Genomic DNA, 16,750 nt, shown 5'->3' with positions numbered 1-16,750 from the left:
CTTCAGGTCTGGCTTTCTTTCCAGACCGCATAGGGATGCTCCGGAGAGTCCGGCTCCACGCGGACGAGCTGGACGACTCTTTTATCGGGAGCGAGCGCCAATTGATCATAAACGAATTTCGTGCTCATGCCGATTCGCGAAGCTTCCTCTTCCGTATATGCGTAATAAACGGCCTTGAATTTGGCCCAGTAGACGGCGGCCAGGCACATCGGACAAGGCTCGCCGCTGGCATACAGCTCACAATCGGATAAATCCGGCTGTCTCAGTACCCGGCTAGCTTCCCGTATGGCCTGGATTTCGGCATGTGCGGTAGGGTCGTGCGTCTCCAGCACATCGTTCACGCCTTCCGCGATAATCCGGCCGTCTTTTACAATAACGGCCCCGAACGGTTTGCCTTTTTTATCACGCGTATTCGTGCATGCAAGCTCTATGGCCCGCTTTATAAAAGCATCGGTTGAATTCATCGGGTAACTTCCCTCTTTCCATGATTCGGATTTAATGCAGCAGTTCCATGGTATCATGATGGAAAGTATATAAATAATATCAATAAAATTTGTTTCCTATATGATTTTCGTATGGAAAAAGGAGGCGATTGTGTTGGATCTGAAACAATTGCATTATTTCAAAGCCATTGCGGAAGAAGGCCAGATTACGGCCGCCGCCAAAAGACTTCATATCGCCCAGCCGCCGCTCAGCCAGCAGCTGAAAGCGATGGAGGAAACGCTCGGCGCCGCTTTATTCCGCAGAGAGGGCCGTAGAATGCTGCTCACCGAAGAAGGCCGGACCCTGTACAAACATGCGGTCAAAATCATCGCTTCCATGGAAGAAGCCCAGGAAGAGATTCATGCCGTCCGGAGCGGCTGGTCGGGCAAGCTCTGCATCGGGGTCAATACGCTGTCCGACAATCTGCTTCCCCGTATATTGGGCGAATTCAGGCAGAATTATCCCCGATTTACATTCAAAATCCATCAGAACGAATCGTCGCTTCTCTGCCGGCTGCTTAAAGAACAGGCCATCGACCTGGCCATTGTGCGCATGCCGCTTCCCCTGCCTTTGCAGGATTTTACGGTGCATTATTTGCGTTCGGAGCGTTACTGCTTCGTAACGGCCGCCGGTGACGCGGAAGCGCAGAGCCCCATTACGTTCGAGCGGATCCGCGAGTACCCGCTCATTATTCCGAGTACGGAGGGGCTGGGGCTTCACCATATGATTCATGAAGAATTCGCGAAAAGGAGGCTCACGCCCGACATCGTGTGCGAATGCTCCGACATGTCCACTCTGCTCCAGCTCGTTTCTTCGGGTCTCGGAGCCGGAATCGTGCCGGAAACCGTACCGAAGCTGCACCCGGGCCCGCTCCTTCGGTATATCCCGATCGAAGGGGATATCCTTCCGGCTCAATCAGCCTTGATCGGCCTGAAGGACGGGTGGCTTTCGCGGGCGTCCCGGTCGTTTATCGACGCGTACCGGAACTGGTAACCTGCGCCTGAATTCATCGCGCCCGTCCGAACGTTTTCTCCAGCCGCCGCTTCATGGCGTCCCGGTGATCGGCGAACTGCTTGTGGCGGTGTCCGTTGGCCCCCGAAGGATGCGGAAACCCGTGCAGAATGCCGCACTCCCCGAGGAATCCTTCCTCTTCCATCAGATGCAGCAGACCTTCCACCGTCTTGCCAAGCGGAATAATCAGCGCCCCGGGCTGCCGCTCCAACTCTTCCTTCGTAAAGGCGATGGCCGTTTCCCGCAGAAATTCATTGGATAGAAGCGGCGGCTGGGCTCCCGTGTAGTTTTTTCCCTGTACGAAAACGGGGTACCGCAGCAGAGAAGTCGTATGAAGCACGGAACCGATGCCTTGCGTGAACAGCTCCTCGCTCGAAGCCAATCCCAGATAGCGGTGCAGTTCAAGCTCGTCCAGCATCGAAATCAAGTTGCGGCGCATGCTTCCCGAGAACCTTGCCGCTTCCTTCGCCTTTCTGACGACTTCGTCATCCGGCAGCCCTTGGAGCAGACCGGCCCTTGCCGTTTCGAAGGCCGCTTTCATTTGTGTCCAGCCCGGCGTTATCCCCACGATCACGATTTGGGCGGCCGGACGGACAAATTCGTTGTGAGGCGCGTAATACATGGCCAGCCGGCCGTTTCGCTTCATTAGAAAATCTTCCGTGAGAAGGTCTTCTTTGGTGAGCGGACGATCCGCCGGTAGGGAAAGAATAGCGGGCTTGTACGTATGGAACTCGCTTGTCGGCAGCATGTTATGCTGATCTCCTTCCTATTCGGGATGAACCGGCCCTTTACTTGATTCCGGCTTCCCGCGTGGTTTGCTGTGATTTTTTTCCGTTTTATTACAGGTGGCGCGACTGCTCTAAGGATTTTTTTCCGCCCGCTCGCATCAATAAAAGGCTGGAACCCCGCTTAAAGCAAGGTTCCAGCCTTTACATGTGTGTCAGTCCCTCTCGTGCAGAAATTTAAGAAGAAGCGAATAAGTGCCGTTTTGTCCCGGAACGGAGAGTGCCGGAGCATCCCCACTCGCCGATGCCTTGTCCGCCTGCCCTTCCGCCTGCAGCGGCACCTCCCGCAGGAGCCAGTTTGAAGCCAGAGAACCGCGGAGCAGCTCCGCCTCGTCCACCGTCAGCGAGAGTCCGTCGATCCGGCCTACGGACGCGGTGAAATCCGTTTCGGCTTCCCGGCCGAGCCGTGCTTTGAGCCACGCATGGAGCCCGCCGATGGTATTGAACTTCATCCTGTAGCCGTTTCGGATGCCTTCGGCAATCTGTTCGCCGTGCGTCTCGCCGTAGACGAAAAAATCCTCGTAATCGGAATCGTTGCCGGAGGCTTCCTGCAAAGGCTTTACATCTCCGGACGCCGCACTGGCCAGCAGCACCTCGTCGGAAAGGCCTAACCGGCGCACCTGTTCCAGCAGTATAGCCGTTTTTTGCGAAAATCTTGCCTGCTTCTCCATAGAAACACCTCTATTCGTATGCTGCGGCCTGTTTCTGCCTGCTGCATCTTTAGTCTATTCTGATTCCAGTTTATAGAAAAATCCGCTATTCATGCAAGTGGCAGGCCGCATAATGCCCGGGGGCGATCTCCCGCAGCTCCGGCTCCTGCACCGCGCAGCGGCCTATCGCAAACGGACAGCGGGAACGGAATTTGCATCCCGTTATCGATTCCAGCGGACTCGGCAGATCCCCCTGGAGAATGTGCCGGCCGGCCGGCGCGGCCTTGGGATCGGGAACCGGTATCGCGGAAAGCAGCGCCTCCGTATAAGGATGAGCGGGATTCGTATACAGCTCCTCGCTCGGGGCGACCTCCACCAGCTTGCCCAGGTACATCACGCCGATGCGGGTGGAAATATGCCGCACCATGGATAAATCGTGGGCAATGAACAAGTAGGTCAGCCCGAACTCATCTTGGAGCTCTTCGAGCATATTGACCACCTGCGCCTGCACCGATACGTCAAGCGCCGAAATCGGCTCATCGCACAGTACAAATTCCGGGCCGGCCGCCAGAGATCTGGCGATGCTGATCCGCTGCCGCTGGCCTCCGCTGAATTCGTGAGGGTAGCGGTCGGCATGCTCGCTCTTCAGGCCGACCTGGGCCAGAAGATCAAGCACACGCTCGCGCCGTTCCGCGCGTGTATACGCGCTGTGGATCTCCATCGGCTCGGAGATCAGCTGCAGGACGTTCATTCCCGGATTCAACGAGGAATACGGGTCCTGGAAAATGGCCTGCATCTGCTTCCGGTACGGCTTCAGCTCCTTCTCGGTCATAGCGGCCAAATCGCTGCCCTCGTAACGGATCTCGCCGGAAGTGACGTCGTGCAGCCGGATGATGCAGCGGCCTGTCGTCGACTTGCCGCAGCCGGATTCTCCGACAAGCCCGAATGTTTCGCCGCGGTGGATACGGAAGCTGACGTCGTCGACCGCTCTCAGTTCCCGGGTGGTACGCCCGAACAGAGACCGGGACGCCGGAAAATATTTCTTAAGCCCCCGGACGTCGATCAGCACGTCCCGGTTCTTGTCCGGGGAATCGGAGGTATCGCCCGATTCCCCGCGGACGGAGTCCGGGCCCGCCGAGGCAGTTGAATGGCTCGCATCTCCGGCTTTGCGGCCACCCCCTGTACCCGGACCGGGGACATAGCCCTTAACTGCCGCCCCGGTCTCACCGGGGTTCGTGCCCTTCAACGCGGCAAAGCTCGCATCAGGGGTTGTTGGATCGTGCTTTCCGCTCACGAGTCTTCCTCCTTTCGCTTCGCAACGGCCGCTTGCGGCACGCTCCCGCTATCGGAGCTGCCGGGCTCTCCCGCCAGCCAGCACAGCGAACGGTGCCCCGGCTGCGCTTCGTAATACGGCGGGAGCCGCAGGCACCTCTCCATCGCATGGGGACAGCGCTCCATGAACGGGCAGCCCGGGGGCGGATCGAGCAGATTCGGCGGTGTGCCCTCGATAGGCACAAGCTTCTCCCGGGAACCGCCACCCGTCTTCGGGATAGACCGCAGCAAACCCTGCGTGTACGGATGCAGCGGCGTTTCGAAAATGGCGTCCACAGGGCCCTCTTCCATCACGAGCCCGCCGTACATAACGACGACCCGGGTGCAGACCTGAGCGACCACGCCCAGATCGTGAGTAATAAGCAGTACGGACGTCCCTGTCGTATCGCACAGGTTCTTCATTAAATCCAGAATCTGAGCCTGGATCGTGACGTCTAGCGCAGTGGTCGGCTCATCGGCGATCAGCAGCTCGGGCCGGCAGGAAATCGCCATGGCGATCATCACCCGCTGCCGCATCCCCCCGCTGAATTCGTGCGGATACTGATCGATTCTCTTCTCCGGCGACGGAATGCCGACCTCCCGAAGCAGTTCTATCGCCCGCAAGCGGGCCGCCTTGCGGCCGAGCTTCTGATGGCGGCGGATCACTTCGGTGAGCTGCGCCCCGACTTTGACAACGGGATTGAGCGAGGTCATCGGGTCCTGGAAAATCATCGCTACCCGGTTGCCCCGAAGCTTCCTCAGCTCTTCTTCCGGCAGCCGCAGCGTATCCGTCCCCTGAAGCATCACCTCGCCGCCGACGATCTTGCCGGGAGGCTGAATCAGCCGGATCAGGGATTTGGCCGCCACGCTTTTGCCGCTTCCCGATTCGCCTACAATGCCGACCATCTCGCCTTTCTCTACCGTAAAGCTCACGCCCCGGACAGACTGCACCTCGCCTTCCCGGGTGAAGAACGAGGTTTTTAAATCACGAACCGATAATAAGGAAGCCATTCATCTCCACTCCGTTGCTGAAAAATTAGCGCCGGTTCACCTTCGGTTCGAACGCCGAACGGAACACATCACCCAGGTAATTGAAGCTAAGAACTGTCGTCAGAATGAATAAACCGGGAAACAAGGCCAGATACGGATTTTCGCCCAGATAACCCTTGGCGTTGTTCAGCATACTTCCCCAGGAGGCATACGGCGGTCTTACGCCAAGCCCGAGAAAGCTTAACGCGGACTCCATCATAATCGTCCCCGCTATGGAAATGGTGGCGGCTACGATAATCGTCGGGACAATGCTCGGAATAATATGCCGGGCGATAATCCGGAAGGTGCTCTGTCCGGACACCCGGGCGTACAACACATACTCCCTCTCCTTGACGGAAATGGTCTCCGCCCGGACGATCCGGGAGATATACATCCAGCTGAGCAGACCGATAATCAGAATGATGGTCAGAATACTCGGCTTTAAATAAGCGTTCAGAATAAGCATCAGGAAAAAGGACGGAATGGACAGCAGAATATCGACGCCGCGCATAATAAAACTGTCCGTTTTGCCGCCGAAATACCCGCTGACCGTGCCTACGGCCGTCCCGATAATGACGGACAAGATCATCGACAGGAAGCCTACGCTGAGCGAAACCCGGCCGCCGTACAAGGCCCGCGCGAAATAATCGCGGCCGTTGTCATCCGTCCCGAACCAATGCTCGGCACTCGGAGGCTGCAAACGCTCCGTCAGTTGAATGGCATTGGGGTCGTACGGAACGGCGAAAGCGAATACCGCCGCCAGCACGTACAGCGCGAGCAGGATCAGCGCCGCGAGGCCCGACTTCTGCCGGAGCAGCTGCGCCTTGAGCAGGCGCCATCTCATGGAGTTCATTCGTCCTCACCTCATCGTTTTTATTCGGGGATCTACCAGGCCGTACAGCACGTCGGCCAGCAAATTACCGAAAATGAGCAGGAAAGACGACATCATCGTCATGCCCATAATGAGCGGATAATCCAGACCGAAGACCGCGTTGATGCCGAGCGAGCCCATGCCGGGCCATGAGAAAATACTTTCTACAATAAAAGCGCCGGTGATAATCTCCGCAAAGGACAAGCCGAACAGCGTGATCACGGGCAGCAGCACATTCCTCAGAATATGGCGGAAAAGCACCGTGCGCCGGGTCGAGCCGTAAGCGTACTGAATCTGGACATAATCCTCCTCCAGCTGGCTGATCGTACTCGAGCGGATGTAGCGCATGAACACCGACACATGCGTGATGCACAGCACCAGACAAGGCATGATACCGTGCTTGATGACATCCCAGGCGGAATGGACTCCGATCGTCCGCATCCCCATGCTCGGAAGCCAGTGCAGCTTAACGGTGAAGACATAGATCAGAATCAGCGCAAACCATAAGCCCGGCAGGGAAATGCCGATGTAGGACAGAAGGCTGAGCACACGGTCCGCCACCTTGTTTTTATAAACGGCCGAGATCAGTCCCAGCACAACCGCGAGCAGCAGCGATAACAGGAAGGCCGAGCCCATCAGCCCGATTGTGGCGGGAAGGCGTTCCACGATCAGTGTCAGCACGGGCCTGTGATTGTTGAGCGAGTACCCGAAATTGCCCGCCAGCACATTTTTCAGCCATAATCCGTACTGGATGTACAGGGGCTGGTCCAGCCCCATGTTCTGCCGGATCCGTTCCACGTCCTCAGGGCTCATATTCGGCGTTACAAAAGAAAGAACGGGATCTCCGGGCGCCAGCCGGATCAGCGCGAACGAGACAATCGAAATAAAGAGCAGGATAGGTATCAATTGCAGGATGCGGTGCAGCACGTATTTTCCCAAAAGAAATTCCTCCGTCAATGACGCCTGGTTGTCGTCGGTTCCGTCCTGACTACCGGCCTCATTTCATGTAGATTTTCGAGTAATCGTCAAACAGCACAACCTGTTTCGGCACAGCCTCTTCGAGGCCCCCGAATCTCCCGTCTACCGCCACGATCGACTTGCCGTAAGCGATCGGATACGTCGTGACCTCCTCGGCGGAAATCTCCTGAATCGACTGGTAGAGCTTCGCGCGTTTGGCGGGATCCGTCTCGACGGCGGCTTTCGTCCACAGCGCGTCGAACTCGCTGTTTTTGTAATGCGAATAATTGTACGATCCGTTGCTGAGATAGAGCGGTTTGTAGGCATCGGGTTCGAAGCCCATGCTGTAGCCGCCGAAAGACAGGTCGTATTCCTTGTTGTCTTTGTTCAGGGCTTTCTTGCCGAGCGCCGCTCCGTCCAAGGGAATCAGCTCTACGGTAACACCGATGGCTTTCAGCTTCTGCTGCAGGTAAAGCGACATGTTCTCCTCCGCCTTGCTGCCGTTGAAGTACGCGAAGCGGATTTTCAGCCCTTCCGCCCCGGCCGCTTTAAGCAGTTCCTTGGCTTTTTCCGGGTTATAGTCGTACCCCTTCAGTTCTTTCTGCTGGTACAAAGTATCCGGCGAAAAAATAGAGGAAGCCGGCTCCGCAAACTCCTGCGATGAAAAACCTGTCGTAATCAGTTCCTTCTTATCGAGGCCGTGCACGATTGCCTGACGGACTTCTTTCTTGTTCATGATTTCGATGTTCGTATTGAATACCAGTGTCGTGACGCCGCCCGACGGGAACGTGATGACATTCGCCTGACCGGTTCCCTTCACTTTGTTGTAGTCCTGGGGTTCGATCAGCATCATGTTGATCTCCCCGTTCTGGAAGGCAAGTACAGCCGCACTGCTGTCCTTGGCAATACGGTAAGTGATGCTGTCCAGCTTCGCTTTCCCGGCAAAATAAGAATCGGACCGTTCCAGCGTCACATACTCGCCCGGACGGTACTCCTTGAATTTAAAAGGCCCGGAGCCGACCGGCTGGTTGTTCTTGGAGCTTTTCTCGAGATCGCTTTCTCCGGCGAAAATGTGCTTCGGAATGGGGACCAGCTGCACCAGCGCGCCCTCGAATGCGGCCGTTGTCTGTGGAAGTGTAAATTCCACCGTCAGGTCGTCGATTTTCTTGGCCTGGATAGGCTTGCCGTCCAGCACGAACAGGCTGCGGAAATAGCTGTGCTGCTTCTCGTCCAACAGCTGCTCGAAGGAAAACACGACGTCGTCGGCCGTCAGCTTCTGCCCGTCATGCCACGTCAGTCCGCTGCGCAGCTTCAGCACGTATGACTTGAGATCCGCGGAAGGCGTCAGGCTCTCGGCCAGCACGAATGTTTTCTTGCCGTCATTGATACTGAAAAGCGGCGAAAACAGCGACTTGCCGATCGTAAGAGACATGCGGTCCCCGGCATACAACGGATTGAACGTTTTCGGGTCGTCCTTGATCGCAACGATGAGGCTGCCCCCGGTTTTAGAAGCGGACGAGCTTTCCGCCCCTTCCGGGCTTCCCGTCCCGCTGCACGCGCTTGCCACGAGAAGAATGACAGACATGAAGACAGCGGCCAAACTTTTGGACCATTTCATAAAAACCCCTCCATATAAAGAATAAAGTACCGGAAACCCGGCAAATCTTTTTGTTCACATCTAAACCCATCTGTTTAGTCGGATAAATGATAGCAGAACACCCGGCCTTGGGTACTCCGGCAGGTCACTACCGCTTTCGATGCCCCTTTGGCCGTCATGACTCTTACTGCGCCTTTGTTCCAGCCGGCAATCGACATGCCTCCTTTGATACCCGCCTATGAGCGAGCGTCTTCAGAAGCTTGAGAGGACTGCCTGCCGTCAGGTCATCCGTTTCCGCACGAGGCGCCGCGGCTGCCTGATTCTGTTAACCCGAATCCTGCATCTACTTCATCTTTTCTTTCAAAACGTTATCCAGCAGCCGCTCCAGCAGGGAAAGTCCCCGGACAATAGCCTCAAGCTCCTCCTGCGACGATTGCTTAACGAAAAGCTCCTGAAACTCCTGCACGTTAGCGATAATATCCTTCATCTTGTCCTCCGCCGCCGGGGACAGCTGAATCTTCACCACGCGCTGGTCTTCCTTCGTCCTGAAGCGTTCGATCAGGTTCATATTCTCCAACCGCGAACAAATGGCCGAAACATTGCTGTCGACCATATTAAGCGCCGAACCGATATCGCTGACCCGCATGGCCCCTTCCTTATCGAGAAGAAGCAAAATGTTGATCGACGGAGCCGTAAGATTATGCGGAGAATAGTGCTGGTTGACGATTTTGGCGTGTTTCGTATCGATCACCCGCAGCAGCTCGCCCACCTTAACGCAATAATCCGTAAGTTTCATGGCATTCCTTTCCTGCATTTATTTATTACGATAAATATTATAACGATAAGTATATGGCGTCAATGCTTTTTCTTCCGAAATCGGGAAATATCTTTAATAAATAATCCGTCTCAGCCGGAACGGCAAAAAGCCGCCCTTTCCCAAGGACGGCTTTCATGCGGGGTACCGCTCAGTGCACCCTTTCCCTTGCTTCTGCCCATATGCAAAAAGCCGCCTGCCGCGAATCTTACTCCATGGCAGGCGGCTCCTTGCCGCGGGCAGGCCGGAATGCTTTAGGAAGCCGCTGCTGCCGGCTCCTCGTGTCCCCGGTAATGAACGTCGGGCTGTCTTGCCGCCTCCGGTTCATCGCCCTCGAATTTGAACCTCTGAATTTCGTCCTGCAATTCCTTCGCCATGCGGCTGAGCGTGTCGGAAGACGCGGAAGTCTCCTCCATGGAGGCGAGCTGCTCCTCGCAGACGGCCGCCACGCTCTGGGAATGGCCCGAAATATCCGCGGACAAGAAGACAAGCTGTTCCTCCGCTTTAAGCAGTTGTTCCGTAGCGGCCGACAGCTCTTCGGTTGCGGCCGAAACTTCCTGCACCTGGCCGGTTACGGTCTCGATCGCTTGATAAATGCCGCTGAACGCTTCGCCGGTACGGTTCATGACACGCGTTCCGGCCTCCATCTCGTCGGAGCCACGGTTCATGGCGGTCACCGATTGGGCTACCGTCTGAACCATCCGCTGAATACCTTTCGCGATTTGCTCCGAAGCTTCTCCCGTCTGCTCCGCCAACTTCTTCACTTCTCCCGCCACGACGGCGAACCCTTTGCCGTGCTCTCCGGCTCTCGCCGCCTCGATGCTCGCATTAAGCGACAGAAGGTTCGTCTGCCGGGCGATATCCTTGATGAAGGCCGTGATCTTCTCAATGTTTCTGGACTGCTCGCCCAAGTCGTGAATAACCGCGGCGGATTCTTCTATCGTGGTCCGGATCTGTTTCATCTGGACGACGGTTTCCCCGAGCAGCTTTCTCCCCTCTTCCGCCTGCAGCGCCGCCTGTTCCGACGACTCCACCGTAATGGAAGCCGACTCGGCAATACGCTGGATACTCTGCGCGCTTTCTTCGATGGCCTGCTTGTTTTCGCGCAGCTGGTTCACCTGCCGGTCGGCCGTCCCGGAAATATCCTGCATCGATTCCGCCACCTGCTGCGCGCCCGTGACCGCCTGTTCGGAGCCGTCCGACAACTCCTTGGAAGCGGCGGCCACTTCAACGGCGTTCCGGTTGATTTTGGCGAGCAGCGTCCTCAGGTTCGCTTTCATTTCATTAAAAGCCCCCGCCATTTGGCCGATTTCGTCTTTCTGCTTGAGCCGTACATCGTCGCCCGTCAAATCGCCTTCCGCAATCCGCTTGGCTGCCTGGGCCACAAGCGTTACGGGACGTGCGATCATCCGGGTGATCAGATAAGCGAGCACGACACCCGCGACAAGCGCCACAAAAAGCGTGATCCAAAGAATTGTCTTGATGTCATCCACTTGATTTGAAGTCTCCTGAACGGACTGGTTCAGCAGCGACTGCTGAAACTCTTCCAGCTCCGAAGCCGTATCCGCTAGTTGGCGGGCCATCGGCACGCATTTTTCCTCTACCAGTCTGGTGTAGTTCTTGATATCTTCAACCTTTTTGTATGCCGCTATTTCGGTCACGACGCCCGCATACTGCTCTTCCAGGCCGCTTAACCGGGCGGCCAGTTCTTTAGACTTGTCCTGATGTATGTTAGCCTGCAGTTTGCTCATTTCCGCTTTGAACTTCCCTCTGTCCTGCTCATAGCTCTTAACATGTTCTTCATTGCCCGTCAGGAGGTAGCCCCTGACGTTTTTGGCTTCTTCGGCCGCGGTTGTTCCCAAGTCCTTGATAAGCAGAATTTTTTCTACCCGATCGTTAATGAGGCTCTGATACACCTTGTTTACCGAGGTGAGCTGGTAGAGTCCAATGGCTCCGACCGCGAGGGTCAGCAGCAATACCGCTGCAAAGCTGAGCGTAAGCTTCTGTTTGAACTTCATAAGATTCCTCATTTTTATGTATTTTTAGGTCTTAACTCCTATTAAACTCGAAATCGAGATTTTAAAACAAGGATATTTTCGACTTTTTCGATAAATTTTTAGTAAATTTGAGTCTTTTGACTTAGTTTTACGATTAGAACCCGTTCATCATTTATTCATTTGACAAGCCGGACTGCCAAGCGTAAAATTACAAAAATAAATTACTCTAATTAGAGTACTTTGATTAGAATATATTTTCTCTAGGAGTGAGAGCACTTGAACGAATTTTTAAATTTTATGAAAAGCAAAGCCGTGATCGGCGGATTAACGATGATCCTGTTTTACCAGGTTGCGTTTATCGCCATTTTTATGTCCGGATACAGCGCGATCCCCAAGAATATCGACGAGCTTAAAGTCGCGATAGTCAACGAAGACACGCAGGCCGGCAAGGAAATCGCCGCCGGCTTGCAGAAAGAGCTGCCCTTCCACGTCACTACGGGCGCTTCGCTGGAGCAGGCCCGGGAAAAGCTGAACGACCGCGACGTTCATCTGGTTATCCATATCCCCGCGGACTTTACGGAGAAGCTTTCCCGGCAGAACCAGAAAGCTCCGTTGGATTTTATGATCAACCAGTCTAACCCGGCGACGGTTACCAGCACGATGCAGGCGGTCGTTACGCAAATTACCGGCAGTCTGAACCAGCAGTTCGCCGTACAAAACGCCCAAGGTATTCTGCAAAATCTGAACATGCCCGAAGAGCAGGCCAAACAGCTTGCCGCCGAAATCCCGGCCAAGCTTGCGCCCAACATGATCAATATCAATAAAGTGCCTGCGGGAATGCATAATCAGATGGCGCCTTTCTTCCTGACGATGGTGAGTTACGTAGGAGCCATGGTTTTCTCCATGATGGTGACGGGCGCAACCCGGGCCTACACCCCTATCCTCGGCCGCGCCAAGGCCTTCTGGTATGCACAGGGAGTAAACGCGCTTGTCGCCTTCTTCTCTCCGCTGATCGGCCTGACGATTTACTTCCTGGTTCAAGGCGGTTACGAAGCGAGCGTCTTCCTTCAGGTATGGCTCGTTCATGCGCTGGAGCTGTTCGCGGCAATCGAATTTATGTCTATTTTCTGCTATCTGCTCAAAGACGCCGCTATTTTCGCGAACCTCACGCTTATGCTCTTCCAGACCATCAGCAGCGGCGCCGTGATGACCCAGGATATGATGCCGGCTCTGTTCAGATGGGTAAGCCACATCTCCATCATGTACTACACCGTACAAACCGATTTCAGCCTTCTCTTCGGCGGAGGCAGGATCGGGGAAAACCTTCTCGGACTCGCCGGTATGGCCATTGCGTCGCTTGTGGTCGGACAGCTGGCCTATCTGTTCGTATCTCCCGGATTCAAGAAAAAAGCGCTGACGGATGCTTCTTGAGCCCTCTTCGTGTACAATAAGAAGGCTTGGGGGTCCGTCGGACCCCCGGTTTTTCAACATGATGGTTCAAAGGGGAGACTTTCCGATGTCACTGCAGATTTTTATTCTGGGAATCTTATGCGAAGGCAACCACCACCCTTACGATATAAAGAAAATGTTCAAGAAGAACAACATAGAGGACGTTCACAAAATCAACGACGGAACCCTTTATTACAATTTTGACGTTCTGTTAAAAAAGGGCTATATCGAAAAACGCGAAGTTATCCGCGAGGACAACCGCCCCGAAAAAACGACCTACGGAATTACACCGAAAGGCCGCGAGTTTCTGGAGCAGGAAATCTACGCGAGCTTCCGGAATTTCACCGGAGTCGAATCGCTCTATTCGTCCACCCTTTTTCTGCAGCATGCCGATAAGAACAAGCTTATTTTTCTGATCGAGGAAGTTATGGACAAGATGAGAAACCGAAGCGAACAGCAGAATCAGGATTGGGAGGCCTTCAAGGACAAAACCCCGCCGAGCGTTCATCTCATTCAGGACTATGTCCATAACCGGATGAAGCTGGAGTCGGAATGGCTGGTAAAGCTGCTTGACTTCGTTAAAAACGGAAGCGAATAACCGGTTCCCCTCATGCAAACGGAAAAGTGTCACTAAACGGATCAGGTGCAGAAGAAACTTTTGCCCTGATTTTTTGCTTTGTCTGGATTTTTTTATAAACCAGGATTGCCCCATTCTTCCGGAGGTTGTAGTAGAATGGGTTGTAGTAGAATGAAGAATGGATAAGATTGACTACTTAGAGTAAGGGGCTAGAAGAAGTATGCAGGGGAACATCAAGAAAATTTTTACTCATTACTGGAGTCCTTATATCGCCATGGGTTTGGCCGGTGTGTTAAGCGCTCTGTACTTCGGCATTACGAAAACCGTCTGGGCGGTAACCGGGGAATTCACCCGTCTGGGCGGGCACATTCTCCAGCTCTTCGGCGTAGATGTGTCGGACTGGGCCTATTTCAAGCTGGTCGGCATGAGCGGGACTACGCTGACCCGCACCGACGGGTGGATCGTCTGGGGGATGTTTATCGGCGCCCTCATTATGATTCTGCTCAGCAACAATTTTAAAATCCGCATTCCGAAGCAAAAACGCCGGCTTGTGCAGGGGTTCGCCGGAGGGATTATCGCCGGATTCGGCGCAAGGCTCGCCCTGGGGTGCAACCTGGCCGCCTTCTTCACGGGCGTGCCGCAGTTCTCGCTGCACTCCTGGATCTTCATCGCGGCTACCGCGATCGGCACTTATCTCGGCGCGAAGGTCGTCAACACGGCCTGGTGGAAAGGCAAGCCTGTGCTGAGTAAGGGCAACACGGCCGCAGCCCCGTCAGCCGCGAAGAAACGGATCGTACAGCCCTACGTGGGGGCGGGGATTGCCCTCGGTTACGCGGCGCTCATCGTTTATTTCTTCGCCTCGGGCAAGTCCATGCTGGGCGCCGCCGCGATTTTCGGCGCAGCCTTCGGTATTCTGATCGAACGCGGGCAAATCTGCTTCACCTCGGCGTTCCGGGATCTCTGGATCAGCGGCCGCGCCACCATGACCAAGGCCATTACCGCAGGCATGGCGATAAGCTCCGTGGCTACGCTGATCATCATCCTCGTGTACGGGCTGGAGCCCATCACCAAAATCGCCGCACCCAGCACGCTCGTGGGCGGAATTTTGTTCGGCCTCGGCATCGTGCTTGCAGGGGGCTGCGAGACCGGCATGATGTACCGGCTGATGGAAGGCCAGGTCGTCTTTCTGCCGGTATTTATCGGCAACATTATCGGGGCGACCGCACTCGCTTACGCCTGGGATCATCTCGGCGTCTTCGACCTGCTCGCCAAGAGCGGCTCGAAGATTAACCTGATCCCGCTGATGGGCCCTTACGGCGCCCTGTTCGCTACGCTTGCGCTGCTGGCCGCCGGATTTGCCGTGGCCGCTTATTGGCAGAAAAACTACCGGTTCGGAACCGGATTCAAGAAAGGGGACACCACACATGTCCGTTGATTACACACTCGATATCAGGGGCGAATCCTGCCCGTATCCCGTCATTTATACGCTGGAAACCCTTCGCGATATGACAAAAGGGCAGCTTCTGCAGGTAATTGCAGACTGCCCGGCCGCCTTCCGCAACGTTCCGGAAGAAGTGGTGAAGCACGGCTATACGATGGCCCAGGAGCCGGTTAGAGACGGCCAGGAGTTTACCCTGTATATCCGGGCCTAGAGAAAAGGTTGGCAAGATTGTCCTTAGCCGCGATAAAAGAATGATCTCTTTGGAAAGGTCGGTTGCATCCAGAATGAACGTATTCTTCTCTTCAGGCTTACATACCAGGAACAGCAAGAACGGTAATTCTTCACGTTTCAAAAGTAAAACAGGTCGGTTCTTGCGTCTTGTTCCCGCGCTGATCGGGCTTACTCTGTTCGACTGCTTCACAGGGGTTTCCTCCGCATCGGCATCTCCGGGACAGGATGTGTCGGTCGTCGTCAACGGCGCTGAACTGTTTCCCGATTCCCGCGCCTATATTCAAGCGGAGTCCGGCTTGACTTACGTCCCGCTGAGGTCGCTGTCAGAGGCGTTTGGCACGGAAGTCGAATGGTCTCAATCGACGAAGACCGCCACCGTGCGCAAAGGCGCCACCCTTATCGACCTGACGGTCGGGAGCACTCTGGCGCACATTGACGGGCGGGAGACCGCATTGGAGTCCTCCGCGGAGCAAGAAAACGGCCGGGTCATGGTACCTGTCCGTTTCATTGCCGAGGCACTCGGCATTGCGATCGCATGGAATGCCGATACGCATACGGTAACCCTAGGCGATACGCCGGCACCTGCCGCCGTGTTTGCTCCGGGAGAAGGAAACGACGTCCAGAACATTCTGAACCAGGCATTTGTAACCCAATCCAACGGATGGGTGTATTATCAGAATGTGGGTGATGAAAGCAAGCTGTACCGGATGAAAGAAGACGGCTCCGAGCCTGTAAAAATCACGGACGATCCCGCCGCTCAGATCCAAGTGACAGGAGGCTGGGTGTACTACCGGCTTCTCACTCAAGGAGAGCGGACCGATGCGGGGGAAGTATACCGGATCCGGCCGGACGGCACCGAACGCACGAAGCTCAGCAATGAAAAAGCCGGACAAGTCTATGTAACCGGGGACAGGATTTATTATAACGTTACCGCGGGTTTCGGTTCCGGCCCTCTTTTCAAGATGAAGCTGGACGGAAGCGGCAAACAAGAGCTTTCGCAAAAAGATGAAGATGTGATGGATTTCGTCCCCTATCAAGGACGTATCTATTACAAGCGGAGCACCGGAGGTCTTTATTCCGTCGACCTTGACGGCCGAAACCGCAAAACCTACACCAAGGAATTCGTCCATGAACTGCGCGCGGCCAACGGCTTTATTTACTACCATAAGGACGCTAACCAGCTGCTAAAAATGTCCGTACAGACCGGCGAGGAATCTGTGGCTGTAGATAATGTGCCCTTGAGCCGGTATTATGTAGGGCCCGACTATCTCGTTCTGGAAAAAGCGCTAAGCTTTCTGGACCGGAAAGTCTACCTGACCGATCTGCAGGGCGGCGCAGAAAAGCTGCGAATAGACAACACTCTTGTTAAATTAAACGTAATCGGTGATTGGATCTATTTCATGACTTATGAAACAAAGAGGTCCGAAACGCACCGTTACGCGGACATCGTTTTTTCCCTCGGCCGTGTTAAGAAAGACGGCTCGCAGCGTGAAATCATTACGTCCAAAACGAGCAATCCGTTCCCTAATGAACGGCTGTAACAAAAA

At 55.0% G+C, this 16,750-nt stretch carries 17 protein-coding genes; 6 read left to right on the top strand and 11 right to left on the bottom strand.

The annotated features are described in order from the left end of the window. Positions 1-2: 2 nt before the first annotated feature. The gene (locus AC58P5_RS19720) at positions 3-464 is read right to left on the bottom strand and encodes a nucleoside deaminase (RefSeq protein WP_497389509.1); all 462 of its coding nucleotides are present in this window, start codon (positions 462-464) and stop codon (positions 3-5) included. 133 nt (positions 465-597) lie between these two features. Here AC58P5_RS19720 and AC58P5_RS19715 point away from each other — a divergent pair, with 133 nt between their 5' ends. After that, complete coding sequence (locus AC58P5_RS19715) at positions 598-1,476, top strand: LysR family transcriptional regulator (protein WP_497389507.1); 879 nt, start codon at positions 598-600, stop codon at positions 1,474-1,476. Positions 1,477-1,489: 13 nt separating this feature from the next. Here AC58P5_RS19715 and AC58P5_RS19710 read toward each other — a convergent pair whose 3' ends face one another. The 10 genes from AC58P5_RS19710 to AC58P5_RS19665 form a co-directional block, all read right to left on the bottom strand. Beyond that, positions 1,490-2,242, bottom strand: a complete 753-nt coding sequence (locus AC58P5_RS19710; protein WP_497389505.1) for a uracil-DNA glycosylase family protein — start codon at positions 2,240-2,242, stop codon at positions 1,490-1,492. Between the two features lie 192 nt (positions 2,243-2,434). Continuing rightward, positions 2,435-2,950: a hypothetical protein gene (locus AC58P5_RS19705; protein ID WP_497389503.1), complete on the bottom strand. Its 516-nt coding sequence runs from the start codon at positions 2,948-2,950 to the stop codon at positions 2,435-2,437. 85 nt (positions 2,951-3,035) lie between these two features. Continuing rightward, positions 3,036-3,998: an ABC transporter ATP-binding protein gene (locus AC58P5_RS19700; protein WP_497389804.1), complete on the bottom strand. Its 963-nt coding sequence runs from the start codon at positions 3,996-3,998 to the stop codon at positions 3,036-3,038. Positions 3,999-4,219: 221 nt separating this feature from the next. Next, positions 4,220-5,251: an ABC transporter ATP-binding protein gene (locus AC58P5_RS19695; RefSeq protein ID WP_497389501.1), complete on the bottom strand. Its 1,032-nt coding sequence runs from the start codon at positions 5,249-5,251 to the stop codon at positions 4,220-4,222. Between the two features lie 25 nt (positions 5,252-5,276). After that, entirely contained in the window at positions 5,277-6,122 is an 846-nt protein-coding gene (locus AC58P5_RS19690) for an ABC transporter permease (RefSeq protein ID WP_497389499.1), read from the bottom strand. Positions 6,123-6,128: 6 nt separating this feature from the next. Continuing rightward, positions 6,129-7,079 carry an ABC transporter permease gene (locus tag AC58P5_RS19685; protein ID WP_497389497.1) on the bottom strand — a complete coding sequence of 317 codons (951 nt, stop codon included), beginning with the start codon at positions 7,077-7,079 and terminating at the stop codon, positions 6,129-6,131. 58 nt (positions 7,080-7,137) lie between these two features. Beyond that, entirely contained in the window at positions 7,138-8,715 is a 1,578-nt protein-coding gene (locus tag AC58P5_RS19680) for an ABC transporter substrate-binding protein (RefSeq protein ID WP_497389495.1), read from the bottom strand. 74 nt (positions 8,716-8,789) lie between these two features. Continuing rightward, positions 8,790-8,912, bottom strand: coding sequence for a hypothetical protein (locus tag AC58P5_RS19675; protein WP_497389493.1), 123 nt, complete (start codon positions 8,910-8,912; stop codon positions 8,790-8,792). A gap of 125 nt (positions 8,913-9,037) precedes the next feature. Further along, complete coding sequence (locus AC58P5_RS19670; RefSeq protein WP_497389491.1) at positions 9,038-9,490, bottom strand: MarR family winged helix-turn-helix transcriptional regulator; 453 nt, start codon at positions 9,488-9,490, stop codon at positions 9,038-9,040. A gap of 272 nt (positions 9,491-9,762) precedes the next feature. Next, complete coding sequence (locus AC58P5_RS19665; RefSeq protein ID WP_497389489.1) at positions 9,763-11,526, bottom strand: methyl-accepting chemotaxis protein; 1,764 nt, start codon at positions 11,524-11,526, stop codon at positions 9,763-9,765. Between the two features lie 255 nt (positions 11,527-11,781). Here AC58P5_RS19665 and AC58P5_RS19660 point away from each other — a divergent pair, with 255 nt between their 5' ends. The 5 genes from AC58P5_RS19660 (at position 11,782) to AC58P5_RS19640 (ending at position 16,744) form a co-directional block, all read left to right on the top strand. Continuing rightward, positions 11,782-12,936 (top strand): YhgE/Pip domain-containing protein, encoded by a 1,155-nt coding sequence (locus AC58P5_RS19660; RefSeq protein ID WP_497389487.1) that lies wholly within the window; start codon positions 11,782-11,784, stop codon positions 12,934-12,936. A gap of 85 nt (positions 12,937-13,021) precedes the next feature. Then, positions 13,022-13,552 carry a PadR family transcriptional regulator gene (locus tag AC58P5_RS19655; RefSeq protein WP_497389486.1) on the top strand — a complete coding sequence of 177 codons (531 nt, stop codon included), beginning with the start codon at positions 13,022-13,024 and terminating at the stop codon, positions 13,550-13,552. A 199-nt stretch (positions 13,553-13,751) separates the two neighbouring features. Beyond that, on the top strand, positions 13,752-14,966 hold the full coding sequence (gene yedE, locus AC58P5_RS19650; RefSeq protein WP_497389484.1) for a selenium metabolism membrane protein YedE/FdhT: 1,215 nt from the start codon (positions 13,752-13,754) through the stop codon (positions 14,964-14,966). Then, positions 14,956-15,183 (top strand): sulfurtransferase-like selenium metabolism protein YedF, encoded by a 228-nt coding sequence (gene yedF / locus AC58P5_RS19645; protein ID WP_497389482.1) that lies wholly within the window; start codon positions 14,956-14,958, stop codon positions 15,181-15,183. The genes yedE and yedF overlap by 11 nt, the downstream gene beginning before the upstream one ends. Before the next feature lie 160 nt (positions 15,184-15,343). Continuing rightward, entirely contained in the window at positions 15,344-16,744 is a 1,401-nt protein-coding gene (locus AC58P5_RS19640; protein WP_497389480.1) for a DUF5050 domain-containing protein, read from the top strand. The last annotated feature ends 6 nt before the right edge of the window (positions 16,745-16,750 follow it).

This window comes from Paenibacillus sp. JT31N7 (genome assembly GCF_059692095.1).
The sequence above is the reverse complement of the archived record's forward strand: the minus strand, read 5'-3'. Positions and strand labels throughout refer to the sequence as shown.